Genomic DNA, 23,620 nt, shown 5'->3' with positions numbered 1-23,620 from the left:
TAAATGGACTGGATTCAGCGCTGGCGAAGGGTCAGCCCGGCGTGGGCCGGCCAACACGCGCGTTAGTTCGCTGCAGGGGTCTCGCAAGTGAATGTAATTTCGCGCCGGTCTGCTTCGGGCTTCGAATCCCCGGTGGCCGGCTGGATCGACGCCAGTTCGTGCACGGCCTTGTCGCCGCAGACTTTCTCAGCCTGCTTTACACACGTCTTGCTGCTTTCGAATAGTCCATGGCACTGCACACGAAACAACTGCGTGCCGTTCTGCGATTTGAGGATGTCGGTATTGTGTGTCGGGCCCGACGCTGTCGAGCAACCCGCGGCCAAAGCCACGCACGCGGCGACGAGCAGGATTCGGATGTTCATGATTCTCTCGCTAGAATTTTCCGATGCCACGACAAAGCGCGTAGCATCCCTGGTGTTCTTTAACGGCCTGGCTGTGCGCAGTCCGGCATCGCTGTGCAAACTGCGCCACATGGCCACGTATGTTTTCCTACCACTGATACGAGGCGCCAATGCCCACCGTCGTACCTCCGGAACTCAACCCGGCGCCAACCCGCAACTTGATGTTCTGCGTGACGCGTGCAGTCGCTCCTAGCGCCGTTGCCTGGTAGCCCCTATAGGTTGCAGCGCCAACACCTACCGCGATCATCTTGCCGAGATCGACATCGGGGATCATGGAAAGCGCAGTGGCCGCCGCAACTCCTGAATAGGCGTTACGTCCAACGTCGTTGATCGCCGTGCGCAGTCCGCCGACCTGCTGGTCCGTGTACCGCTGGGACTGGGCAGAGGATGCCTTCAACTGGTTCACGTTCACGGCATCGGTACCTTCCGTGCCGGCAGCGACATTGGCCACCTGCCGCTCGCCCCCGGCGCTGCCGACCGATACCGTGTTCGAACGGTCCGCCACCGAGTTCGCCCCGAGCGCGACCGAGTTGTCGGCGTTCGCTGCCGCATTGGCGCCCATTGCCGTGGAATGCGTGCCCGTTGCGCTTGCCGCTTCGGTCTGCCGGTCACCATCGCCCACGAACAGGGGATTCGTTGCGCCGGCCAACGAATTGTTGATCACGCCAAGTGCGTTGTTCAGCTGGTCGACGTTCACCGCATCCGTGCCCTCGCTGCCGGCCGCCACATTGTGGATCTGGGTACCGCCCGTTCCACCGCCCAGCGTCACGTTGCTGTAGTCCGTCGAACCATCGGGATTCGTGTCGTAAGTCACGGCGGTCTTCGTCGTGCCGTCGCCGTTGACGAGGCCTGCGCTCTTCAGCTGCGAAACGTTCACCGCGTCCGTATCGGCTGTGCCGGCCGCGACATTGGTGATCTGCCGCTCGCTGCCTGCGGCACCGACCGATACCGTGTTCTCGCGGTCCGCGACCGAACCCGTGCCAAGCGCAACCGAGTTGCTCGCACTCGCCGCCGAGTCCGAGCCCAACGCCACTGCACCCGAGCCGCTCGCGATTGCCGCGCCGCCCGCGGCAACGGAATTCACACCGATTGCCTGCGAATCCGCTTGCGATGAGTTCGCATGGAAATACTTGATGCCGCCACCGTTGTTGATGTTGTTGATCGTGCCGTTGATCGCGTAGAGCTGGGAGCCGTTCACCGCATCGGTGCTGGTCTCGCTCACGTCGCCCTCAGCCACGTTCGTGATCTTCCTGCTGGCGGCGTCGATGCCACGCTTCGTGATGCTCGGGCCGCCGCTGATGGTGACGCCATTGCTATCGATGACCGTATCCCCAGTCGTCACGGAGTCGAAATCCGGATTGGCGGACACGTCGATCTTCAGGCTCTTCGTGTCTGGGTCATAGCTAGCGGTCGTGTTGCTTCCGTCGACCACATTGAGTGTTTCGTTCGGACCAATCTTGTCGGGCGAACCGTGACTTGCGCTAATGTTCCAGCCCGCGTTCGCCACGTCGCTCACAGCATCGAGCTGAGACTTGTTCACGGCGTCATCGCTGTTCGTGCCGTCCGCAACGCCGGAGATCCTGCCGCTGCCGTTCCTGTTGATTGTGATATCGCCGAACTTCGGCGAATCGGCCATCTGCAGCTGCATATCGCCGTTCCCGTCGGTCACGGTTTTCAGATTGCCGCCTGAATACGCGCCCGCGGTCGTCGCGGTGCCGGCGATGCTCATGGTTTCGCCGAGCTTGCGCGACGCCGGCGCGCCAGCATTTCCGGCGAACACGAGTGGCTTCGAGACCGCATCGTTGAGTAAATCGAGTGCCTGATTGGTCACATAGAGCTGCGAACCGTTCACGGCGTCGGTGCTGGTCTCGCTCAAGCGCCCTGCTGCAACGTTCGTGACCGTGCGTTCGTTGCCCGCTCCGCCTACACTCACCGTGCTCTGGGGATTGCTGCCGGCGAAGGTGTACGCATTGCCTGCGATGGTTGCGCCTGGCGTTGCGGCGGCAGCAGCCGTAGTCGAACCCGAACCTAGCGCCACGCTCTGGTCGTTGCTCGCAACTGCACCTGCGCCGAGCGCCATCGCCGATGTCGCGCTCGCGCTTGCACCGGTACCCACCGCTATCGAATCCGTGCTGGATGCGACAGTCGCTGTGCTGTCGCTGTCGCCGCCGCCAATGGCCAGCGACCGCGTGCCGGACGTGCCGCTCAAGGTGGCCGCACTGCCGATCCGCATGCTGCCAGTCGGGGTGCCCGTCTGGCCGCCGCCGAGACCCAGGTTTCCACCATTGACGAAAAGTTCGCCGCCCAGCGAGAGGGACGTACTCGAAGCATCCTGCCCGCCTTTGGGGTCGCTGTAAAAAAGTACACGGTTAGTTTGTGAAGCTTTGTCGCGCGAAAGGCAGGCTGAATTCGAGGTTATGTTGAGAAGTCTGCTATTTGCGCCGAAGCTTACTGTGCGGCCGCTACCTGTCCCGGTGATCGAAGCATCATTCGGCAACGAATAGGCTTCGTCCGTAATTAGCGTGCAGCCGTTGTCGCTGCCATCATTGATGAAGATTCCAGTACCCGCAAATGCGGTCTGTGCAAGAAACGGTGAAGCGATTAGCAGCATCGAGGCGATTGCGCCGCTGATCGATACACGGCGAATCGTGTCCACCACGTCACTGTGCTTGCCGCTGCCTTTTCCCATTGCGCGCGAAGACTCGCTCGCTACCCCATAAGCATTGCGCTTCCTGTTCCATACCAGTCGATAGATCTTGTTCACGACGCTTGCTCCGATGAAAGTTGCCAGTGGCAACGAACTTCGGCTCTTCCGGTTCAATGCCACGTTGATGACGGAACGCGTCGTTGGTGAGGAGAGCTGCTCGTCAATGCGGCAATAGCCAGTTCACACGGGACGTCCGTCGATGCAACCGAACGTCACGCTCACTGAGTGAATGGTCCGTATCGGTTGCTTGCGAAAAGGATCGCACCTGGCAAGTCGGACTTATATTGGGCAAACGCTGTGATGGCGCCGGGATAATGCTTAAGCGTGAACTGCGCGACGCGCGGGCGCGGGTGCATGAACCGGCTCAAAGGGCTTTCGTGGTGAGCGGCGATGGGCGGTTGACGCCGGTGCGCCTTCGCTAGCGGCCCCGTTCGCTATTTCGCCGGAGAACGGGAGGACGCGTCTGCTTCCTCATGCAGCGGATACGAGAAAACGCATCGTGACGCTCGAAGTGCCCTGTTTGAATTCTGTCGTTGTCAGCGAGCCGCGCATGAGCTCGACAAACCTGCGGCAAAGGAGCCAGGCAAGATGGCTGCCGGCCTCGCGAATCGGCTCATCATGTTGAGGGGCTGCAGCGACCGGTGACTGTGTGATTTCAAGCGTCATGCGGTAGGTACTGGACGTCCAGTTCCGCACGTCGAGGTCTACCCTCACGGCACCGCCCATACACGTGACGATCTGACGCCCGAGAAGCAGATAACGGGCCTTGAAAAACCGCTCGCCGTCGAGCATGACGGGTACATCGGCATCCGCGTAAGCGTTGAGTGTCAGGGTGCAGCCGCGAGCACGCGCGCCAGGCTGCAAGGCATCCACGACGTCGCGCACGACGGTCTGTGGCGAGATCTTGCCGAATACGAGCCTATGCGCGCCGTGTTCGAGCGCAAGCAGGTCGGTGATGGACGGAACGAGGCGTTCCAGCCGCCCAGCGGCAAACGCCGTTTGTTGCTCGAGCGCCGAATTCCCAACGCCACCTTCCACGAAAATCACCTTATGCAGCGTTCTCAGCAGCGCGCCGATCGTGCCGAGTTCTTCACATAGCGCTTCGAGCATGCGTGTGGCCCCTTCGGCGACCGCCTCGGCGCCATCCCGTTCCAGCGCGAGGAGACTTGCAAGCTCTTCCCGTCCCGTCAGGTCGATCGATCCGCATATCATGCCCAGCAGTTCACCGCGTTCGTTTCGATACGGGGTCATCCAGACATGCATCGATGTTTGCTGGCCATTGCGCCCCCACCGCCGGTCGGCCGCCATGGGCTTACCCGCTGCGACATAGGTTTGATAACGCTCATCCATCTCCCGGGCGGTCGACTCGTCGAAACTCGACAGGTCTCCAAAACGTGTTCCCGCCGCAGCTTCGAACGTGGTGTGATGCAAGTCCAGGAACGTCTTGTTACACGCCACAAGCCGCCCTTCGGTATCGCGAACATGAAGCGGGAGCGGCGTGCCATCCAGCAGATTTTGCAGGACAGCGTCATCCCGTTCGGAAACGCCATGGAGTTGCGGGCCGCCTACGGCAGCGGCCGCATTTTCGCCCACCAGGCCAAAACGTTGAGCGATTTGAGCCAGATCGATTATAGAACGCACGCCAAGCTTTGCGATCAGGCGGCTGCGATGCGCGCTCACCGTCTTGTGGCTCAGCGCAAGCTCGTTGGCAATCTCTCCATTGCTCATGCCGCGTGCGAGGTAGGCCATGACTGTCTTCTCGCGCTCCGTTAGCACGGCAAGAGGGTCAGCCGCATCGTTCGGTTTGCGTCTCGTACCAGCCAGGCCGTCGCGGCGCGGAAAATATCGATGACCGCTCAGAATCGCGGCCACAGCCCGGCGCAGTTCCTCAACGTTCTCGTGGCGACCGACAAAGCCGTCAACGCCGGCGTCAAAGGCCCCCCGAACCAACAGCTGTGCTTCCTCGTCGCCGTAGAGCAGCGTCCTCGCTCTCGGGCCGGACGCTTCCAGGCGACGCACGAAATCGGGCGCGTTGAACATGGGCAAATCGGCGGAAACGACGATCAGAGCAGGGTTCAGGTACCGCTGGAGCGAGAGTGCTTCGCGCGCGGTATCGGCTTCTCCGACGACTTCGTGACCTGTCGCCCGAACGATGTCAGCAAGCGCGTTGAGTTCGACCGGCCGACCACTCGCGACGATGATTCTTGCCATTTTCCTTCCTCCGTGGACCCTGCGCGTACCGGGGGAGCGTGAGCGCCCGCGTACAGGTCGGGCGCACTGAAAACCATCGGAAAAGATCTTAGCGGAACCCTCGAAATGGCGAATCGCACTGGCCAGGAAAGGCCTCGGTCGCCTGAGTACGTCAAGCAGTTCTGTACGCAACGAGGACAATCGATTCTTGTCGCTTTGAAGGGCAAAACCGATAACTCGCTGTTACGAATCTCGCATCGCCGTTTCACCTGTGTCCAGGTCCGCCACCTACACTCCGAACCGTGCTCACCAACAGGGCACGCAACTGAGCAGGAGTAGCGGAAATGAACAAGGCGATTCTCGGGATGGTATTGGGCGCGGCCGCATTGGCGGCGTCGACGGCGGCAAGCGCGCACGTGGATGTCGCATTGGGGCTTGGCGTTCCCGGCATAGCCTACGCTCCAGCTCAACCGGTATATGTTGCGCCTCCGCCTGTTGCTTATGCACCCGCTCCGGTTGCGATAGCGTATCGCGACGATGATGGCTGGCGCGCACGCGAGTGGCGGGAACATGAATGGCGGGAACACGAACGCCGCGAGCACGAATGGCGCGGGCGCGAGTGGCACGAACGTGTCCGCTGGGGCTATTAAATCGACTCAACATGTCATGCCACGCAGGTGTCAATCATGAAACTGAATCACCAGGTTAGTACGTTCGTTGCGGCTGCCGCCTTGGGACTGGCGCTTGCCGGTACCGCCAAAGCCGCCGGCTGCCTGAAGGGCGCAGTCGTCGGCGGTGTAGCCGGTCACTACGCGGGCCACCATGCGGTCGTTGGAGCCGTCGGTGGCTGCATTGTCGGGCATCACGTCGCCAGGAAAAACGCGGAGGAACGTGCAGCCCAACGTCAGGCAATCCGTGAGCAGAAGCTGGCCACGTGATAACTGGCCGCGCCCTTTTTCCGCCCTCGCCCACCCTGCATGAATCATCCGGCGCGTCACCGTGGGACCCGGTGTAAATTAACTCTTCGCATAGAATGAACTCATCTGAGCAACATGTGAGGCGGTCGTTCTGCAATGGAACAAGAGAAGTACAAGGGTTGCCTGTTGTGGGGGCACGCCATCGCGCAACAGGAAGAACTCCTGGAGCCGGAACGGTATGCCGCAAGCGGCACCATCACCCGGGACAACAAGCTGATTGAAGCGTCAGGCGTACTCGGCTTGTTCGATACAGAGCAGGAAGCCCAGGAGGTTGGCCTTGCCTGGGCCCGCGCGTGGGTCGACGCCCATCTGTAATGAGGGTTACCCATGGCTAAGGCGCAGGAAGACGATGTGTTATTCTGACTGCATCCGGCTTGCATTTATCTTCTTACGGTATGCATGCCGAGCGGAGCATATCTGGATGGACGAAAGAAAACGTGAAAGCATTGTCGCCTACCTGCGGCGACGGATGGCAGAATTTGGGATCAAAGCGGACGACGTTGCCGCTTCCATTGCGGCAGACCAGGAGCGGCAGCGAGCTGCGCGATACCGCGATGCATTTGGCCACACATGGGACGGCAAAGGCTCAGCACCTCAATGGGTTGTGCAAGCGACCAGCGCCGGGCAGTCGCTCGAGCATTTTGCTATCAACAGGTCGCCGGAACCGGACTCAGGCAAACGCCCCCATGTGGATTGGCGTGATGACCCATTTGCTGGCACCAGACTAGCGACAATAAAAGCAGAACCCCTCAGAGCCGCCTGACCGACCATTTTCTCTCGCCGGGCGGCATCGCTCGACGCTGGCATTTTCGAGCGGTTCACGGCGCCCTTCGACTGCACGCTTCATTCTCGTGCCGCTAACTCTGTGATTCAGTCAGTCTGCGATACGCACTCAGATGCCGTATCAGGCCCTGCCTGTCGCCACGCGTCTCGAGCAACATAGCCAGGTTGTGGTGTGCGTCCGCATAAGACGGATCGAATTCAAGACACTTCTCGTAACTTCGCTCGGCATCCTCGAGTCTGCCCACTTCTTCAAATGCAACGGCGCGGTTGAAATGCAGGACAGCGTCTTCGGGGAAGTGGGATAGCGCTGCCTCGAATACATGAAGCGCATCCTGGCAACGTCCCTCAAATTCACACAGAAGCGCGCCCAGGTCAACGTAGGCGGCATAATAGGGTTGCGGCGAAAGCTCTATCGCCTTTCTATACGCGCGTTCCGCACCATGCACGTCGGTTGTTCTTAGCTGCTCGCCGAGGTCGTACCATTCCTCTGCCTGGTGCACCAGGTTCTTTTGCACAGGTGCAGTATCAAGGAACACGACATCGCCCTTGATTTCAGCTACTTCGAAGTCGAGCAATTGCTGCCCTGTAATCGCATCCCACTGTGAGGGGCCCGTCCTCACGACCACATCGTTGCCGACCGCAGATACTCGAATTCCCGTCAATGGCAACTCATCTGGCAATGCTTCTCTCAGCCGTGAAAGGGCCATGATGATTTTGCGCGGCGGTATGCGCGCGGCGCGCAACTGCAAGGCGGTGCGCAACAGGACGACGTCCTGGAACGTGAATCGATATGCGTTCCTCGGCCCGCGCGATGGGTTCACGAATCCGGCCGCAACCAGACCGGAAACCACGCTGCGGGAGACCCCGAGCATCGCTTGCAGCTCGCGCATCGAAATCTCGCGCGCTGTGACTTGTGGTGTCACTTGCGTGCCCGGACCTTTGCGGGTGCTTCGTCAGGAGCTTTGCTCGCGCGCGCCGCCGGCTTGCGCGTTTTGGGCGCTACAGGAATCTCAGCAACGGGTTCAGGGCTCTTGCGCCTCGATGCCGGAGCGGCTTTCGTTTTTGCATCACCCTTGAGACTGGCGCGCAAGGCGTCCATCAGGTCAATGACCTGCCCACCGCCACGCGTGGATTCCACGGCCTCCTGAGTGACGACCTGCTTGCCCTCGATTTTTTCGTCAATGGCGGCAAGGATGCGCTTCTTCTCTTCGTCCTCGTAGGCTGCCGGGTCGTAGTTGTCTTCAGCGCCCTGCTCGATAATCTGCAATGCGAGCTTCAGCTCGGCATCGGACACCTGGATGCGTTCGACGTGCAGGTCACTCAGTGAGCGAACCTCATCCGCATAAAGCAACTGCTGGAAGACGAGCCCGTCTTCTTCGGGGCGCACCTGCACGATCCGCGTCTTGCCTTTGAACGCCCATTTAGCCAACGCACAGCGGCCGCTTTGAGCGAGCGCCTGCTGCAGCAAACTATACGGTTTGCCGCCTCTTTTGTCGGGCGCGATGTAATACGCCTTGTCGTAGAAAACGGGGTTGACCGCCTTCTCTGGAATGAAAGCGAGTATCTCGACGACGTGACTGGCGCCATCCTCCAGCGCCTTCAACTCATCGCTGGTGAAAACCACGAATCTGTCCTTGTCGAATTCGTAGCCCTTGTTCATGGCCGAGCGCTCGACGACCTCCCCCGTTTTCTCGGAAACGTACTGCTGCTTCACACGCGAGCCGTCGGGCGCGAGCATGTGAAACCTGACGTCGGACGAACTCTCAGTCGCGGTGTAGAGCTTCACCGGTATCGAAACAAGCCCGAAAGAGAGCGACAAGGAAGCGATTGAGCGGGCTGGCATGGACTTCTCCTCGCGGATAGGCGCGTTCAGCACGTCGCTCACGCAAGGCGCGTGCCGCCGCCAGCGATGAAAAATTTCATTTTAGGCGCTTTATGGCCGACGCCAACGACTGGCTCGCCGACCAGTACGCTGCCCACGGGTCCCGAGACTGGAAGCTCAGGTACTCGCGTGCCGTCTGCACCGTCCACTGCGCCCCACTCTTCAGGTCGGTCAGTTGCTCCCAGGAAACCGGCATGGAGACACCCATCCCCGGCCGCGTCCGTGCAGAGAATGCGGACACGGTCGTTTGCCCCATGCCGTTTCGCAAGTAGTCGACATAGACCTTGCCAATTCGGTTCGAAGCGCCAGCGGTTGCAGAAAAACGCTGTGGAATCGTTTTTGCGAGGTGCCGAACGAATGCCTGCGAGAATGCCTTAACCGCCTCGTAGCCAAGCCGCGGCGCAAGCGGCACAACGACATGCAATCCCTTCCCGCCGCTCGTCTTCAGCCAGGCCTCGAGGCCGAGCTCCGACAACAGCGTGTGAACAAGAAGCGCCGCCTCCTGAACGTGTCCCCATTTCACACCTTCGCCCGGGTCCAGGTCGAAGATGACCCTGTCGGGCTTCTCGAGTCGGCGAACCGTCGAATTCCACGTGTGGAACTCGACCGTATTCATCTGCGCTGCCGACAGCAAGGCATCCGCCGTATCAACCGTCAGCAGCGGCGGATGTTTTGGCCACAAGTCCCGGTCGTGAACCATCAGCCCTGGCATGTTCGTGCTCTCCGCATGCTTCTGAAAGAACAGTTCGCCGGCGATGCCGTCAGGCGCTCGAACCATCGCAAGGGGTCGTGCCTTCAGATGGGGCAGCATCCACTCCGCGACGCTCGCGTAGTAGCGAACGAGGTCGGCCTTCGTGACGCCAGTCGAGGGGTCGACGACGCGTTCCGGATGGGTAATTTTCAGCTGCGGCAGAGCACTCGGTGCCTGGGTCTTTCCTCCTTCCCGGACGACACCGCGCGCGGGCTTGTCGACGCGCAGTCCCTTAAACGACGCCTGTCGCACCAGGCCATCGGTGGTCCAGTCTGCGAATTCCACTTCCGCGACCAGCTCGGGACGAACCCAGCGCTCACTGCCCGCGGCACGCCGTGACCATCGGCGCTGCTTGGCTGCAGTCACGTCAAAAGGTGCCGCATCCATCTCGAGCGGCGTGAGGCGCGCCCACAGATTCCGCGCGGTCCTGGCGTCCCAGCCGGTGCCGACGCTGCCCGCGTCGTGAAGCTGGTCGCCGACGTAATACCCGAGCATCAGGCTGCCGATTTCACCGGGCTTGCCGCCTCGCGCAGTGAAGCCGCAGATGACAAGCTCTTGCCGCAACCGGCACTTCGCCTTCAACCAGGTCTGCGTTCTGCCCGATTCATACCGCGCGTCGCGGCGTTTGAGCATGAGGCCTTCGAGGCCCAACCCGGCGGCAGCTTCAAACACCTGGGCCGGCGGCGCCTCAAAGTCCTGGCTGAAGCGAATCCGTTCGCCGCCACTCTCGAGCAACTGCGCAAGCAGCGCGCGCCTCGCCCACAGCGGGACGTTCCTGAGGTCCTTTCCGTCGACGTACGGAAGGTCAAAAAGGAAAAAGACAATGCCCTGGTTCCTGGCATCGTCCATCGCATCCTGAAGAGCACCGAAATTGGGGATGCCGTCCTTGAGCACGACGATTTCGCCATCCAGCCAAGCGTTCGAAACCGGGAGTTTTTCGACCTCTGCAGCAAGACTGGCGAGCGTCTTCGTCCAGTCGTGCCCGCCGCTCGTGAAAAGCCTCGCGCGGCCCTTATCGACACGCGCGAGCAAGCGGTATCCATCCAGTTTGGCCTCGGTTATCCAGTCTCCCCGCGTCGGCAACGAGGGGGCGAAGGTCGCGCGCTGCGGTTCGAGCTTCGCGGGAAGCGGCGCCAAGACGGCCGCCGACAGGTCAATCATCGGTGACTCCTCACGGCGCGCGGGTCGCGCCACCCTCGGCTCCCGTTCTTCGATGAGCCCGAGCGGCTTTGCGGTGACGCTGTCGGGAAGCGCCTTGATGACATCGTATTCCGCCAATGGCTGCGCCCACTCGTCGCGCTTCTTGAAGAGCATCCACGGGTCTTGCTTGTCGTCGGGCTTCGATATTCGCACCAGTTCCCACAGTCCCGCGAGCTTCTCGCCATGAAGGCGAAAGACGAGCTTGCCCGACTTCATCCCTTCCTGCGGGTCGCCAACGGGCTCCCATGTCCCGCGGTCCCACACCATTACCTTGCCGGCGCCATATTGCCTCGCAGGAATCGTCCCCTCAAAGTGCGCATACTCGACTGGATGGTCCTCCACGTGTATCGCCATCCGCTTTTCCTTCGGGTCATAGCAGGGACCTTTCGGAACCGCCCAGGACAGCAGCACCCCATCCAGCTCGAGACGAAAGTCGTAATGCAGCCTGCCAGCCCAATGCTTTTGCACGACGAAGCCGAGCTGTCCGCCGCCAGATGGGCTGGCAGCCGCCGGGGCCGGTTCGGGCGTGACCTGAAAATCCCGCTTCTTTTGATAGCGGGACAGCGGCGGAGATGTCGGGTCGCGTGCGGAGGCCATAACACTAGTCCAGGAATAACTTTCGTCTTTTCGGGACGCAAATAAGACACCTGACCTTGGTCGTGGCCTCAATCCGATGTTCGGCCGCCTGACTATCAAGCTCTAATTTTCTGCGTGCTTTCTATCCCGCCCGCAGCACAATGCCCACGCTCGCCGGCCAACTTCGGCACGACACGCGAAAACGAAGCTATTCTGGAGGATCGTCCTTCAAAGGATAGGCAATGCTGCATACGCTAGAGGCATCAGTGGTCGTTCTGGTGGACCTGCAAAGGCGACTGATACCCGCAATACATGAAGGAGCGATGGTGGTAGCTCAGGCTGCCCGGCTGGGAAGAATCGCGCAGTTGCTCGACGTGCCCATCATCGGCACCGAACAGAGTCCCCAGAGGCTCGGTGAGAATGCGGAGACTATCAAGGACCTCTGCTCGAACACGGTCGTCAAGGACCATTTCGATGCGACCGCTGAAGGACTCGTCGACGCGTTGCCTGCAGGGCGAACGAGGATCATTGTTGCTGGCTGCGAGGCGCACGTCTGCGTACTGCAAACGGTGATTGGCTTGCTGAGCCACGGCTTGCAGGTCACGCTCGTCAAAGACGCAATTGGTTCGCGTAAAACTTCAGACCGTGATACCGCGATAGACCGGCTCGCCCGGGCGGGGGCCGATGTGTCGACCGTGGAAATGGTTGCATTCGAGTGGTTACGCTCCAGTCAGCATCCGCAATTCCGCGACGTGCTGCGCCTCATCAAATAGCAGGCGATGCTTACCGTATCAGGCATTCGTGCCCGGCAGTGCGAGAAATCGAATGTCTCCACTCTTCGCATCCCCGTACACGTTTGTTCGTGCCGCAAGCAAGTATCCAGCGGTCAATGCACGCAGCGCGGCATCGACGTCGTCAATCGACTTCAGCAAGTCGCCCCTCGCCCGCTTCGGACCACAAGCAAGGGGCGTCTATGCGGCCTGCACATTGTCCTCAAGACACGCATCGAGCAAGTCGCGAGGCGCACGGCTCTGCACTTTGAGCAAGATGCCCGCGCCCTGCAGGATGACCAGATGGCAGCCTTTCTTTTGTCCGCCAACATCAATCCCCGCCACCGGCATGCTGCTCACAATACGCTCACACGCGGATATCAGATTGTGGCTTAGACTGCGGCCGGGGCACCCGTGACTTCGGTAGCTGCCGGCGAGACTCCAGCTTCGACCGGCGCGACTGACGGCACAGTTCCCTTCCTGACACGCGCCTTTCGGGCGACGACTGGTTTGACCGCGCCACTCTTCGTTGAAGATTTTCGCGATGCCGGAGCAGCCTTATTGACGGCAGCCTTCTTCGTCGATGTGACCTTTTTCGCGGCCACCGGCTTGTCCGTTTTCGCCTTCTTCTTTGCCGCAGGTTCGGCAGCCTTCTCAATCAGAAATTTGGAGCGGTCTTTGACGTCAGCGAGCCATGCCGGTGCACGACCCCGGCCACTCCACGTCGCTCCAGTTTTGGCGTCCCGATAAAGGGCCGGCTGCGGACCGCGGACGTAGTTGCCAGCCTTCGGGGGATTCGCAGCCGCAGCAGACTTCGTCGGTGCGCCCGCAAGCAGGAACTTGCTTCGGTCTTTGGCTTTGGCAATCCAACTCGGTGCTCGACCGTGGCCTGTCCAGGTGGCCCCACTCCTCGGGTCCTGATACTTTGCTACCGACGAGTTCTGCTTCGTTGCGGTGCTCACGCCAGACTTGCGACCACGTCGTTTTCCGACGAATGCTTCGATGTCGGCGAGCGTCACCGAATGCTTTTCCATCAGACCGCGAATCTTTTCGAGCACAGCAGTGGACTTCGTGGTTGCCAGCGCGGTTGCTTGGGCCTGGAGCTTTGCTATCTTTGCCTGGATGGAATCGAGCGTCGCCATTCTTTTACTTTTCCCTTGTTAAGTTACTGTGTCGCACTATGCCACATCGCGCGACGAAGGCAACAGAATGTGTTGAATTAGCGGTGTCGCTATTGTCTGGCTGCTAGATAGCGGCAGAGACGTCGCGCCATTTGGCATCGAAAGCGGTAACGACACCAATCGCAATGGCGGTAGCGCAGGAGGTCGGTGGTATTCCTTCGGCTCCGCAATCTTAGTTCAGACGGCTGAACCTTCGTACTCAGAGGAATTGACGCGGCTATTGTGTATCCGTGGGGTTCATCAATTAATGTCGCGGCAAGACAACCAATTCTTGTCGATTTCAAGCCTGAAGGCCACCGTATCGATGACTCAAACAAGGGGGACAGTGGACTCCGTCACGCACCCTGGCGCGTGCGCTTGATGAGGCCGCGCTGGAGCAACGACGGTGCGGACGCGTGTAGCACATGCACGGCAGTGGTTCTGCAGCGGCGGCACCGCGACTCAAGGCGCTTTGCCGTCGACACCGATATCACAGAACTGGTCCCGGCCCACCCGCGTTTTCACGGGGCGTCCGCGCCCGCTCAGCAGGGCGTTTCCTGCGCACAGCCCACGCGTTCGCGCACCGCCACCGCGTCGATCAATCCTGGCGACCGGCACCCGCGAGCCGCCGCACGCCCCGCCATGACGCCGGCGCGCTGGCGCGACGCCCATGAGACGAACTGCTGAGACCCTTCACAAACGAGGATCTCGCCCTCCCATCGCCGCCTTCGCCGCAGGCGAACCGCAATCGCGCGGTCTCGCCGAGGACGCCAACGACGTCGACTTCGTCCCAGTTCCTGCAGGCGCGATCGGCGGGCTGTCGAAGCATACGCTCGCCGCCTATCGTCTCGAGTGCGACCGGATTCTTCCGTTCTCCCTGATCGTCCCCAGGCGTCGAGGGCATGAACCCGCCATAGCGATCCCGAAAGTCCTTAAGCCCAACCACTTCCACTCTCGTCACTAAGCGCCAGTCGCCCCGCCAGGCCCCAGCGAGCAGGGCGGAAGGTTGCTGGGCCCGTCGTCCTTTTCGACCGCTGGCCTCGCACGGCGCGCCTCATGCATCAAAGGTGTTGCGCGGCGGTGCTCTTCCACTGTACCTTGAGCTCGTCCAGATTAGTCACAAGGAGAAACTGTATGTTCAAGTCCAAGCTACGCCGAGCGCTGACCAAAGAGCGGCGAACGACGATGGATAGCAGCCGCCTCGATAGGGAGGCTGCCGCGCGGCGCCAGCCTGATCAGCCGGAGAACGAGCCGAAATCAGAGGTAGCACGCTTTGGTGAACGCCCGTCACGTCACTGAACGCCAACGGTCCCGCGCGCCCGGATTTCTTTGGGACGCGATTCTTGCCGAGATCGCACCGGCGAAAGATCGAGGGCACGCGTGGGCCGGACGTCCAGGCGGCAACGAGTTCCCCCCTGATCGTCGAAGATGATTTTGCGCGCAAACCGGCGACACAGATTGCCGCCTGCACCACGTGCGCTGGAGGCGGTCTTCAGCGCATGTGACGAATATTACCTACACGCAAGTAATCGATGCCGATGAGCTTACCGCGTAACGCGGACGCAAAACACCATGTGTGCCAACCGATCTGACACCTACGTTTATTACCCTTATTACAATGAAGAACGTTTGATCATTATTTATATTGAATGATGTGCGAAAGATAAAGACCAGTGGGCGCAGTGGCTCAAGTCATTCCCCCCGTAGGCGAGCGACCAAACGTGAGCTTTCCGGTACGTCGTAGTCGTCGGTCAGCGCTCGGTAATCACTTCACGCAGGATACCGTCACGTACTACCAACCGAAAAACGCACCCCCGAGCCGGACTTGCGCAACGTCGACTGAAACCACACAACAAATTCGCGCGTCGTCGCGGTCATCATGTCAATCGCAGGATACGCGATGCACATTCTTGCCGTCGGCATCGACTCGGTGACCCGGAGGCGCTTCATTGCCCCCTCTTCCTCGCGCCTGCACAGCGCGTTCATTCCGGCGTCCGCCCATGCAGAGACGACATCGAGACGCCCGGCCAGCTCGATGTACATCGCGAGCGACGAACATTGAATGATCCGTGCCGGGGGTGCCAGCCCGTGCTGCTCGAACAACGTCGAAACAATGCTATGGGTATCGATCACGGGATCCAGTACCAGCCATGACATCTCCCGCAACTCGCGGATGCCGACTTCGCTGGGGCCTCGATAGCGTGAGCTGACCGCAAGCGTGATCCCGAGCACATAGAGCGGCGTAATGTCGAATTGCGCCGAGCGTTCAGGCTGGTGTATTGAGCAAAGAGCGCGACGTCAAGCGTGCCGTCAAGCGTGCCGTCACGCAGGTCGTTCGCAATCAGATGCGGACGCAGTTCGAGCACGCGCAACTGCACGTCTGGATGCGCGTCCGAGAAAGCCGAAATGGTTTCGGCGAAATCCGCCGTCGCTGCGGGCGGCGTAATCGCGATTGTGAGGGATCCATTGAATACGCCGCGAGTGCGTTTTTCCCGACTCACGATCCGATTTCCTCGCTGCTGCTCGCTGTCGGCACGTTCGGCGTCGGCTTTTTTGCGCGGCCAATCGGACGCGTTGCTGCTCGGCAGCTACACCGACCGGGTCGGCAGACGCGACGCCATGACGTTGAGCATTCTGCTGATGGGCAATCGGCACCTGCCTTATCTCGCTGTGCCCGACGTATGCGCAAATCGGCTGGGCCGCAACGGTCCTGATCGTCGGCGGACGCATCCTGCAGGGTTTCGCCGCGGGTGGAGAGGTCGGCACCGCTACGACCTATCTGATGGAGTCAGGCGGTCAGCAACGACGGGGCTTCATGGTCGGGTGGCAAATGGTCAGTCAGGGCATCTCCTCCATAGTCGGGGCGCTATGCGGCTATCTGCTCAGCCATGCGCTCGCCCCCGACGCCCTCGCAGCGTGGGGCTGGCGCGTACCGTTCGCGATCGGCACGCTGATCGCGCCAATCGGTTTCTATATTCGCCGGCATCTGCCCGACTCGCCTCATGACGGCGCACGCGGTGAACATCGGCACCCGCTGGGCGAGCTTTGGGCCCGCCACCGCAGCAACATGCTGGCCGCGATCGGGCTGACGACGGGACAGACGGTGACCATGTACGTGATGGTGTTCTACATGCCCAGCTATCTGACCCGGATCGTTCATCTGCCCGCATCCACCGGTTTTGCGACAGCGCTCGGTGCGTCGATCGCATTCACGATCTTCGCGTTCATCGGCGGTCTTGTCGCTGACCGATGCGCGAGCCGCAAGGCACTCGTGCGGCCAACGTTCATCCTGAGCGCCGCCGCGTGCCTGCCGGCGCTGTGGATCGTGACACGAAACTCCAACTCCATCGTTGTGGTGACGACCGTGATGGTCGTTACCGCGCTGCTCGGCTTCGGCGTCGTCGCCACGCTTCTGCTGATGATGGAGTTGTTCCCGGCGAACGTGAGAGTGACCGCATTCTCGACCACCTACGCGCTCGCCAATACGCTGTTCGGCGGCACAGCGCAGTTCATTGTCACCGCGATGATCGCGAGGACGGGGCAACCGTTCTCCGCGGCGTGGTACGTGGTCGCCTGCGACCTGATCGCTCTGGTTACCGTACTTTTCGTTCGCGAACGGCGCATGAACTGATCGTCTCCCGATTTCCCCGGATAACCCGGTCCGATCCGTGGATCCGGTCCGGTTCATCCTCTGCCGTACTTCCATGACCAGAAACGCTACCTCATGAACAACATTCGAAAACTTGTCTGCATTCTCCCGCTCGCTTACGCGGCCGCGCATATGCGCAGAGTTCCGTCACGCTGTATGGCATCGTCGACGAAGGCCTGACCTATACGAGCAATCAAAAGGGCAGCCATGCGTTGCAACTCACGCAGGGGAGCTATTCCGGCTCGCGTTGGGGACTCAAGGGCTCGGAGGACATCGGTGCGGGTACGCGCGTGATCTTCACGCTCGAGAACGGCTTCAATCCGTTGAATGGCGCTGCATTGCAGAGCGGCAGAATGTTCGGTCGCTCATCATGGGTTGGCGTTACCAATGAAGCGTACGGATCACTGACATTCGGGCGGCAATACAACAGCGTTCAGGATTTTCTGACCTACCTGCAAGCAGGCTCGAACGGCGCATTGGGCCTATATGCGAACGCTGTCTACGATACGGATGGCCTCAATAACACGTATCGGAGCCAGAATTCGGTCAAGTACACGAGCCCCGTCGTCCACGGTTTGACAGTCAGTGGGCTTTACGGTCTATCGAATCAGCCAGGCGGGTTCGCAACCAATCGGACATGGAGCGTCGGGGCAAACTATAGCAACGGACCGTTACGGCTCGACGCGGCGTATGCGCGGCTCGATTCGCCCGGCAGCACGCCTGCCGGGGCAATTGCTTCGGATAACTACTTTTCTACCGCTACGTCGATCATCGCGAACGTGAAGAACAATCGTGTATTCGGCGGCGGCGGCGCCTATACGTTCGGCCCCGCCACGGTCGCCCTGCTCTACACCAACGTTCAGTTCGATATCCTGACCGGTGGCAGTCTGCATTTCGCCAATTACGAGATCAACGGCCGCTGGCTAGTCACCCCCAGCTGGCTTGTGGCAGCAGGCTACATCTATACGAACCAGAGCGCCTCGTCGTCAAGCTATTCGAATGCTCACTATCACCAGCTCACGCTGGGGACCAACTATTTCCTGTCGAAACGCACCGACGTCTATCTGAGTACGGCAATTCAGCAGGCATCCGGTGCCCACGCATGGATCGAGGGCATCGGCGCGCCGTCGAGCAACGATCATCAAATCGTCGTCACCGCGGGTATGCGCCACAAGTTCTGATGAATTGCGGCCCGCAGCTCGGGCCGCACAATACCAAGGAGAGAGTCATGCCAATTATCAAAACCCCCGATGTCAATCTGTATTACGAAGTTCATGGCGAAGGGAATCCCGTTTTCTTCGTGCACGGCGGCGGCAACACGATGTGCTGGTTTCAGCAAGTACCGTTTTTCCAGCGCCGCTACAAAGTCATTACCGTCGATATGCGCGGCTTCAAGCAGTCTCACTGCGCGCCGGAACTCGTTCATCCCCGTTATTTCCCAGATGACATGCTGGCGATCATGGACGCCGAGGGCATCGACCGGGCGGCATTCGTGTGCCAATCGCTCGGCGCATGGGCCGGACTCCCGCTCGCGGTGCGTCATCCGGATCGCGCGTCGTGCCTCTTCATCACCGGCTCGCCGACGCCCGCGTGGTCGGAGGAAAACTGGCACGTTCTGAAAACGGCCGGCGACACCTTCAATAGCGGCCGCCTCGGCGGCGCGGGTCGCGGCGACGGCGTCGGCTGGAACCGCAGGACGCTGACGGAGCGTCCGGAACTGTTCTTCCTGTACAGCCAGATCAAGCAGCTCAATGGTCCCTTCGATGCGCGCACGATGCAGGACGATTGCATGAAACTGCATCCGGAAGACTTCGCGGGCTACAAGGTGCCGACGTTCATCGGCGGAGGCACGCACGACGACTTCCTGACGCCGACCAGCCATCTGCACGTGCAAACGCTCATCCCGGGTGCACAAACGTATACGTTCGAGCAAGCGGGCCATTCGCCGTACTTCGAGACGCCGGACGAGTTCAATCGGGTTGCCGATCAGTTTCTGAAGCAGTATGCGAGATGACGCGCATCGCCAGGTACGGTGACCGCCTGGTCGACTAGCAGTGTTACGCCGGGCGGCAACCGGATCCGCTCGGCATGCTCACGTCCGGGCGCCAGTTCGATCGTTGTACAGTCATGCGAACTTCTCCGCCAGCACCGTGATTGAGGGTCTATCCAACCCGGCGCAACTGCAGAGGGCGCGGTCACCTCGGACGGCTATGGCTTCGCCGCGGCAAACAAGTGAACGATAGACTGGGTGCGGGCTATGACACCGGCGCGGCGCCCCTCGGCCTGGTCTACAGGCACGTGGAAATCGTGAAGATCATGAAGCACAATTAGGTTGCCTGAATTGGCAAGCCCGACACACCAACGGTGCTCTCGCGTCTGGCTGCCGCGCTTGAGCACCACAATGAGCGCCGCCAGCGATCGTGCCGTTGGCAACATCGCAACGACACGACACCCATTCAGTTCAGGCCTGGGCACCGGAGAGCAGCGCGCCCGCTCCCGGCGCGATCGGCTCCAGCTCCAGATGGTCCAGCATGCGCCTGACGGTGCACACCGCCGTGGACACGGTCCGGATACCCAGCATGTCCTGGATGCGCTCAATGGCCGGCAGCGAAGGCATCTGGACGCACGCCGAAGCCACCACGACATCCGCGCCTTCGGTGTTCAGCGCCCGTACATCCTCCACGAGCCGAAGCGGGTCGCGCCTGCCCACTTCCAGGTTATCCGGAATCTCGAAGCAGAGCGAATCGATTACCTCGATGCCCTCGCTCTCGATGTACTTCACCACGAGATCGGTAAGCGGACGCATGTAGGGCGCCATAAGCGAAATGCGACGGGCCTTCAGGGTCTTGAGGCCATCGATCAGCGCGCCGGCGGACGTCATCACCGGAGCGAGGCACTGATTGTTGCGAGCCACCTCGGCCAGTTGTGCCTCCGTTTCGCGGTGGTACCCCGGCCCCATCGCCATGATCGCAACGAGGCACGCGGTGCTCATCACGTCGACGCGTGCATCGGCCAGTTCCGCCGCACAGCGCAAGCCTTCCCGGTTCATCGCCTCCAGTTCTTCCCTGGTCACCTTGTGCATGCGCATTCTGCTCGAATGGAAGGTGAACCGCTCGGGACGGACCGTTTCCCGCGCGTGAAGCATCGCGGGGATCTCGGTTTCCATGGTGGTATTCGAACTCGGGACGATCTGTCCAATCCGATAGTATTTCTGCATCTTGATCTCTCTTGAACCGTTGCGCGCGTGAAGGATCGCGCCCTTTCAGGCGCTCGTTGTCTGGGCAAGCTCACCCTGCACTGCCTCATAGGCAGCAGCAAACAGCGGATCCCGCGCTTTCAGGTCGTCGTGCGACACCTGCCCCGTGCGCCGCATGTAGTCGTATGCGAAGGACACCGGATCGAGATGCAGCTTCGTGTCGACGTTCTCGTACCAGTCCAGACTCTTGCTGGCCGCGCCCTGAAAACTGTTCGACGCGGGACGCCGTGACGCCTCGAACGTGGCGAACGCCGCCTGGATGTCGCGCGGATGGCTGCAGATGGCTTTATGCAGCGCGATGGCATCCTGCATGGCCATACGCGTGCCCGAGCCCAGCGAGAAGTGCACCGTGCGCAATGCATCCCCAAGCAGAACGATGTTGCGATACGTCCACTGTTCGTTCTTCACGATGTTCGCCTCGAACCAGAGGGAACGGTTGGTCAGCAGCCCGTTGGAGCCGAGATCCTGCCGGAATACCTCGGCGCAATAGCGGCGGCTTGCTTCTTCGCTCACCGCATCGAGCCCCGCCCGCTTCCATGTGTCGGGATCGACTTCGACCAGAAACGTGCTCAACTGCGGGCTGTATTGATAGGCATGAGCTATGAACGTACCGTGCTCGTTGGGACGGAAGATCAGCGAAACCGGGTGGAACCGCTGGTGCGTTCCATACCACGCGAACTTGTTGCGGCGCCTTTCAAAGCTGGGCCGGAAGTGATCGGCAAACTGTGTGCGCACGGCACTATTGCCCCCATCGGCCGCAACGACCAAATCTACCTGGGCAGCGAGGCTTTCGACGTCCTCGATGCGTCGGCCATATTCGATACGAATGCCTTCCCGCTCGCACGCATCCTGAAGCGTCTTCAGCATGCCGACGCGCGACGTGCGCGAGAAGTGGTTGCCATGGATCTGCACATGGGTTCCCCGATGCACGACCTCCATGTAGTCGCAGCGCTCATGATTCGCCGTGAACTCTCGGAAGAACTCGGGGTCGGCCTCCTGCAGAAAACTCAGGCCAATATCCGAGAACACAACGCCCCAACCGTAGGTGGCGCCCTTCGGGTTCTGCTCGAACACCTGAATGTCGTGTTCCGGATTGCTCTTCCTGGCCAGAAGGGAAAAATAGAGGCCCGCCGGGCCGGCACCGATGACAACGATTTTCATGCTTTGTCTCTCCTACAAGATTCAGTCCGCGCAGGCTTGCCGGTATTGCTCCAGCGCCGCACGAAACGATGCCGGTATCTCGATCGATCTGCGTTCGTCCCGGGCCACGCATACGGGCGTGAGATTCGCCTCGAAAACGATGTCGCCTTCAGGCGTGCGGGCCGTGACATCGAGCACATACGTCCTGCTACGGATGTCCTTTACCGAAACCGTCATGTCGAATTCGTCATCCGGATAAAGCGAGCGGCTGAAATCGAAAGTCAGTGCGCGCGTCGGCGTACCGAAACCTTGTTCGCGCTTCGCCCGCTGGGGTGTCGTATCGAACAGCGAACCGTAAAACAGTTCTGCCGCGGAGATGACATAGTCGGAGAAGGTCGCGGTGTAGACCACGCCAGCCGGGTCACATTCGCCCCACTTGACACGGCGGCGAATAACGACCGGCACGCGGCTCACCAGTTGCTCCGTAGCGATCGGCAACGCGCTCACGATTTGACCTCCGGCTTCTCGAGCGTCAGGATGTCGGAAATTCGCTTCTTCAATGCCGGCTTGTCGAGCTTGCCCACCCGGGTCACGGGGAATTCCTCAATCGCCTCGACACGCTCAGGACACTTGAACTTCGCAAGGCCCTTGCCAACAAGGAACGCACCGAGCGTCGCGACATCGAGCGGTTCGGCGCCCGGGCGCGTGACGATGAAAATGCAACCCTTTTCCCCGTAGGTTTCGTCGGGCATAGCAACGAGCTTGGCGTCGACGACGGAGGGATGCTGGCAGACGAAAGCTTCGACCTCCTCACATCCGATCTTTTCGCCACCCCTGTTCACGTTGTCGCGCAGACGGCCTTCGAACGTCACGTAAGTTTTCCCGTCAATGACATGGCGGGTGACCATATCGCCCGTGCGATAGAAGCCGTCCGACGTGAAAGCCGTGGCATTCGCCTCCGGGTTGTCGAAAAAACCGCCGAGCGTGGATGGTCCGCGAAAGCAGAGTTCACCCATCTTTCCGGATTCGACCTCGGTCTCGCTGTCGGGGTCCAGAAGCCTGATCTCGTCATCCGGACACCCGGAGGCACCCTGGGTGTGATGCCTGACGAAAACCGGTTCGTCGGCAGGAGACCCCAGCAGCAGCCCCTCGGTAATGCCATACAGGTTCGAGCACGGCACGCCCAGGTGAGCTTCGAGCGCGTCCGCGCGGCTCATCGTTGCGAACAGCTGCAGCGACGACAAGTCGTGCTTCCCGACGTCCTGGTACGCAAGCAGTTGTGGCGCGATCGGTCCAATGGACAAGGCATGCGTGACACGATGCGCCTCGATCAGTTCGAGCATCCGCACGACGTCGGCCTTCGGCATCAGCACGGTCGTCGATCCGAGCACCAGCGGCGGCAGCAGTGCATAGAGCTGGCCCGCGTTGTGAACGATCGGTAACGGATAGATGAACCGGCCTTCGCTCGTCATGCGGTAGCGGTTCATACATGCGCTCGAGTGCCCGATATATTCGGCATGGAAACGCGGAATGATCTTCGGGACACCTGTAGTCCCCCCCGATAGCTGGAAGCTCAGCACGTCCTCGCTACCGAGCTTGACGAGCGCGAGACGCTGCCTGGCGGCTTCGAGCGGCGTGGACGCCACCAGCGTCTCGATATCGCTCGTACCCGGCACAGCTCCGCGCGAGACGATCAGATACGCCAGGCTCGGCGTGCGATCGACCATCTTCGCCGCGAAACCCGCGAGGTCGAAGGCACTGAAGTCGGCCTGAACGAAATAGCCTCTCGCGCCCGCCTGCCCGGCAAGCTGTCCAATTTCCACTTCACGATGCTGCGGCAGCGAACACACCGGGACGATCCCCGCCTTGAAGCAGGCCACGAGCACGATGATCGATTCGACGTTCGTGCCGATTTGCAGGATTGCCCGGTCGCCGGTTTCGAGGCCCAAATCCAGGAGCGCGGCGGCCAGGCGCTCGGTTTTTTCGTCGAGCTCGCGAAAAGTGATCGTTCGCTCGTCGCTGATGAACGCCGGACGGTCGGGAAAACGTTGCGCCGTTGCGCGCAATGCATCGCCTACGGTCGAATCAACCCAGGCTCCACTCGCAAAAGATCGGGCCGCTCTTGCAGCGGTGGGATAAGTAACGCCCTCGATAGGGCTCAATATGCCAGCCATTGTC

Annotated in this window: 22 protein-coding genes and 2 pseudogenes; 10 read left to right on the top strand and 14 right to left on the bottom strand. The window is 60.8% G+C overall.

Annotated features, from left to right (window positions below):
• Nucleotides 1-62: 62 nt before the first annotated feature.
• The 4 genes and pseudogenes from P5W99_RS20085 to P5W99_RS20070 form a co-directional block, all read right to left on the bottom strand.
• Nucleotides 63-362, bottom strand: a complete 300-nt coding sequence (locus P5W99_RS20085; RefSeq protein WP_421026868.1) for a hypothetical protein — start codon at nucleotides 360-362, stop codon at nucleotides 63-65.
• Nucleotides 363-489: 127 nt separating this feature from the next.
• Nucleotides 490-2,541, bottom strand: a pseudogene (locus P5W99_RS20080) (YadA family autotransporter adhesin); the annotation flags it as partial.
• 519 nt (nucleotides 2,542-3,060) lie between these two features.
• Nucleotides 3,061-3,165, bottom strand: a pseudogene (locus P5W99_RS20075) (ESPR domain-containing protein); the annotation flags it as partial.
• A gap of 414 nt (nucleotides 3,166-3,579) precedes the next feature.
• Complete coding sequence (locus P5W99_RS20070; protein WP_434664422.1) at nucleotides 3,580-5,319, bottom strand: LuxR C-terminal-related transcriptional regulator; 1,740 nt, start codon at nucleotides 5,317-5,319, stop codon at nucleotides 3,580-3,582.
• A 323-nt stretch (nucleotides 5,320-5,642) separates the two neighbouring features.
• On the opposite strand from P5W99_RS20070, the gene P5W99_RS20065 reads away from it, so the two are divergent.
• The 4 genes from P5W99_RS20065 (at nucleotide 5,643) to P5W99_RS20050 (ending at nucleotide 7,038) form a co-directional block, all read left to right on the top strand.
• Nucleotides 5,643-5,948, top strand: coding sequence for a hypothetical protein (locus P5W99_RS20065; RefSeq protein ID WP_421026866.1), 306 nt, complete (start codon nucleotides 5,643-5,645; stop codon nucleotides 5,946-5,948).
• Between the two features lie 36 nt (nucleotides 5,949-5,984).
• Entirely contained in the window at nucleotides 5,985-6,236 is a 252-nt protein-coding gene (locus P5W99_RS20060) for a hypothetical protein (RefSeq protein ID WP_421026865.1), read from the top strand.
• A 135-nt stretch (nucleotides 6,237-6,371) separates the two neighbouring features.
• Entirely contained in the window at nucleotides 6,372-6,590 is a 219-nt protein-coding gene (locus P5W99_RS20055; protein WP_434664421.1) for a hypothetical protein, read from the top strand.
• Nucleotides 6,591-6,696: 106 nt separating this feature from the next.
• Nucleotides 6,697-7,038 (top strand): H-NS family nucleoid-associated regulatory protein, encoded by a 342-nt coding sequence (locus P5W99_RS20050; RefSeq protein ID WP_421026863.1) that lies wholly within the window; start codon nucleotides 6,697-6,699, stop codon nucleotides 7,036-7,038.
• Between the two features lie 94 nt (nucleotides 7,039-7,132).
• Here P5W99_RS20050 and P5W99_RS20045 read toward each other — a convergent pair whose 3' ends face one another.
• The 3 genes from P5W99_RS20045 to ligD all read right to left on the bottom strand — a co-directional run bounded on the left by P5W99_RS20045 (nucleotide 7,133) and on the right by ligD (nucleotide 11,488).
• Nucleotides 7,133-7,948 (bottom strand): tetratricopeptide repeat protein, encoded by an 816-nt coding sequence (locus P5W99_RS20045; protein ID WP_421026862.1) that lies wholly within the window; start codon nucleotides 7,946-7,948, stop codon nucleotides 7,133-7,135.
• Nucleotides 7,949-7,977: 29 nt separating this feature from the next.
• Complete coding sequence (locus P5W99_RS20040; RefSeq protein WP_421027095.1) at nucleotides 7,978-8,901, bottom strand: Ku protein; 924 nt, start codon at nucleotides 8,899-8,901, stop codon at nucleotides 7,978-7,980.
• A gap of 76 nt (nucleotides 8,902-8,977) precedes the next feature.
• Nucleotides 8,978-11,488, bottom strand: a complete 2,511-nt coding sequence (gene ligD, locus P5W99_RS20035; protein WP_421026861.1) for a DNA ligase D — start codon at nucleotides 11,486-11,488, stop codon at nucleotides 8,978-8,980.
• Between the two features lie 221 nt (nucleotides 11,489-11,709).
• Between ligD and P5W99_RS20030 the strand changes: the two genes are divergently transcribed.
• Nucleotides 11,710-12,240 (top strand): isochorismatase family protein, encoded by a 531-nt coding sequence (locus P5W99_RS20030; RefSeq protein ID WP_421026860.1) that lies wholly within the window; start codon nucleotides 11,710-11,712, stop codon nucleotides 12,238-12,240.
• Nucleotides 12,241-12,629: 389 nt separating this feature from the next.
• Here P5W99_RS20030 and P5W99_RS20025 read toward each other — a convergent pair whose 3' ends face one another.
• The gene (locus tag P5W99_RS20025) at nucleotides 12,630-13,379 is read right to left on the bottom strand and encodes an H-NS family nucleoid-associated regulatory protein (protein WP_434664419.1); all 750 of its coding nucleotides are present in this window, start codon (nucleotides 13,377-13,379) and stop codon (nucleotides 12,630-12,632) included.
• A 107-nt stretch (nucleotides 13,380-13,486) separates the two neighbouring features.
• Between P5W99_RS20025 and P5W99_RS20020 the strand changes: the two genes are divergently transcribed.
• The gene (locus P5W99_RS20020; RefSeq protein ID WP_421027094.1) at nucleotides 13,487-13,594 is read left to right on the top strand and encodes an LrgB family protein; all 108 of its coding nucleotides are present in this window, start codon (nucleotides 13,487-13,489) and stop codon (nucleotides 13,592-13,594) included.
• Between the two features lie 937 nt (nucleotides 13,595-14,531).
• Entirely contained in the window at nucleotides 14,532-14,696 is a 165-nt protein-coding gene (locus P5W99_RS20015; protein WP_421026858.1) for a hypothetical protein, read from the top strand.
• A gap of 486 nt (nucleotides 14,697-15,182) precedes the next feature.
• On the opposite strand, the gene P5W99_RS20010 is transcribed toward P5W99_RS20015, so the two are convergent.
• A complete protein-coding gene (locus P5W99_RS20010) occupies nucleotides 15,183-15,629 on the bottom strand; it encodes a hypothetical protein (RefSeq protein ID WP_421026857.1) in 447 nt (148 codons plus the stop codon).
• Nucleotides 15,527-15,898, bottom strand: coding sequence for a LysR substrate-binding domain-containing protein (locus P5W99_RS20005; protein ID WP_421026856.1), 372 nt, complete (start codon nucleotides 15,896-15,898; stop codon nucleotides 15,527-15,529). The genes P5W99_RS20010 and P5W99_RS20005 overlap by 103 nt, the downstream gene beginning before the upstream one ends.
• Before the next feature lie 146 nt (nucleotides 15,899-16,044).
• Between P5W99_RS20005 and P5W99_RS20000 the strand changes: the two genes are divergently transcribed.
• The 3 genes from P5W99_RS20000 to P5W99_RS19990 all read left to right on the top strand — a co-directional run bounded on the left by P5W99_RS20000 (nucleotide 16,045) and on the right by P5W99_RS19990 (nucleotide 19,060).
• Complete coding sequence (locus P5W99_RS20000) at nucleotides 16,045-17,028, top strand: MFS transporter (RefSeq protein ID WP_421027093.1); 984 nt, start codon at nucleotides 16,045-16,047, stop codon at nucleotides 17,026-17,028.
• Nucleotides 17,029-17,144: 116 nt separating this feature from the next.
• Complete coding sequence (locus tag P5W99_RS19995) at nucleotides 17,145-18,227, top strand: porin (protein WP_421027092.1); 1,083 nt, start codon at nucleotides 17,145-17,147, stop codon at nucleotides 18,225-18,227.
• 47 nt (nucleotides 18,228-18,274) lie between these two features.
• Nucleotides 18,275-19,060, top strand: a complete 786-nt coding sequence (locus tag P5W99_RS19990; RefSeq protein ID WP_434664416.1) for an alpha/beta fold hydrolase — start codon at nucleotides 18,275-18,277, stop codon at nucleotides 19,058-19,060.
• 447 nt (nucleotides 19,061-19,507) lie between these two features.
• On the opposite strand, the gene P5W99_RS19985 is transcribed toward P5W99_RS19990, so the two are convergent.
• The 4 genes from P5W99_RS19985 to P5W99_RS19970 are packed head-to-tail and all read right to left on the bottom strand — an operon-like array spanning nucleotide 19,508 to nucleotide 23,616.
• Nucleotides 19,508-20,263, bottom strand: a complete 756-nt coding sequence (locus P5W99_RS19985; RefSeq protein ID WP_421026854.1) for a maleate cis-trans isomerase family protein — start codon at nucleotides 20,261-20,263, stop codon at nucleotides 19,508-19,510.
• 45 nt (nucleotides 20,264-20,308) lie between these two features.
• On the bottom strand, nucleotides 20,309-21,463 hold the full coding sequence (locus tag P5W99_RS19980; RefSeq protein ID WP_434664414.1) for an FAD-dependent monooxygenase: 1,155 nt from the start codon (nucleotides 21,461-21,463) through the stop codon (nucleotides 20,309-20,311).
• A 21-nt stretch (nucleotides 21,464-21,484) separates the two neighbouring features.
• The gene (locus P5W99_RS19975) at nucleotides 21,485-21,949 is read right to left on the bottom strand and encodes an acyl-CoA thioesterase (protein ID WP_421026852.1); all 465 of its coding nucleotides are present in this window, start codon (nucleotides 21,947-21,949) and stop codon (nucleotides 21,485-21,487) included.
• Complete coding sequence (locus P5W99_RS19970; protein WP_434664412.1) at nucleotides 21,946-23,616, bottom strand: AMP-binding protein; 1,671 nt, start codon at nucleotides 23,614-23,616, stop codon at nucleotides 21,946-21,948. Before P5W99_RS19970 ends, P5W99_RS19975 begins: the two co-directional genes overlap by 4 nt.
• Between the last annotated feature and the right edge of the window lie 4 nt (nucleotides 23,617-23,620).

This window comes from Paraburkholderia sp. A3BS-1L (assembly GCF_051125215.1).
In the GTDB taxonomy this organism is placed as follows: domain Bacteria; phylum Pseudomonadota; class Gammaproteobacteria; order Burkholderiales; family Burkholderiaceae; genus Paraburkholderia.
Note: the sequence above shows the minus strand (reverse complement) of the source record. Positions and strands in the feature narration are given on the sequence as shown.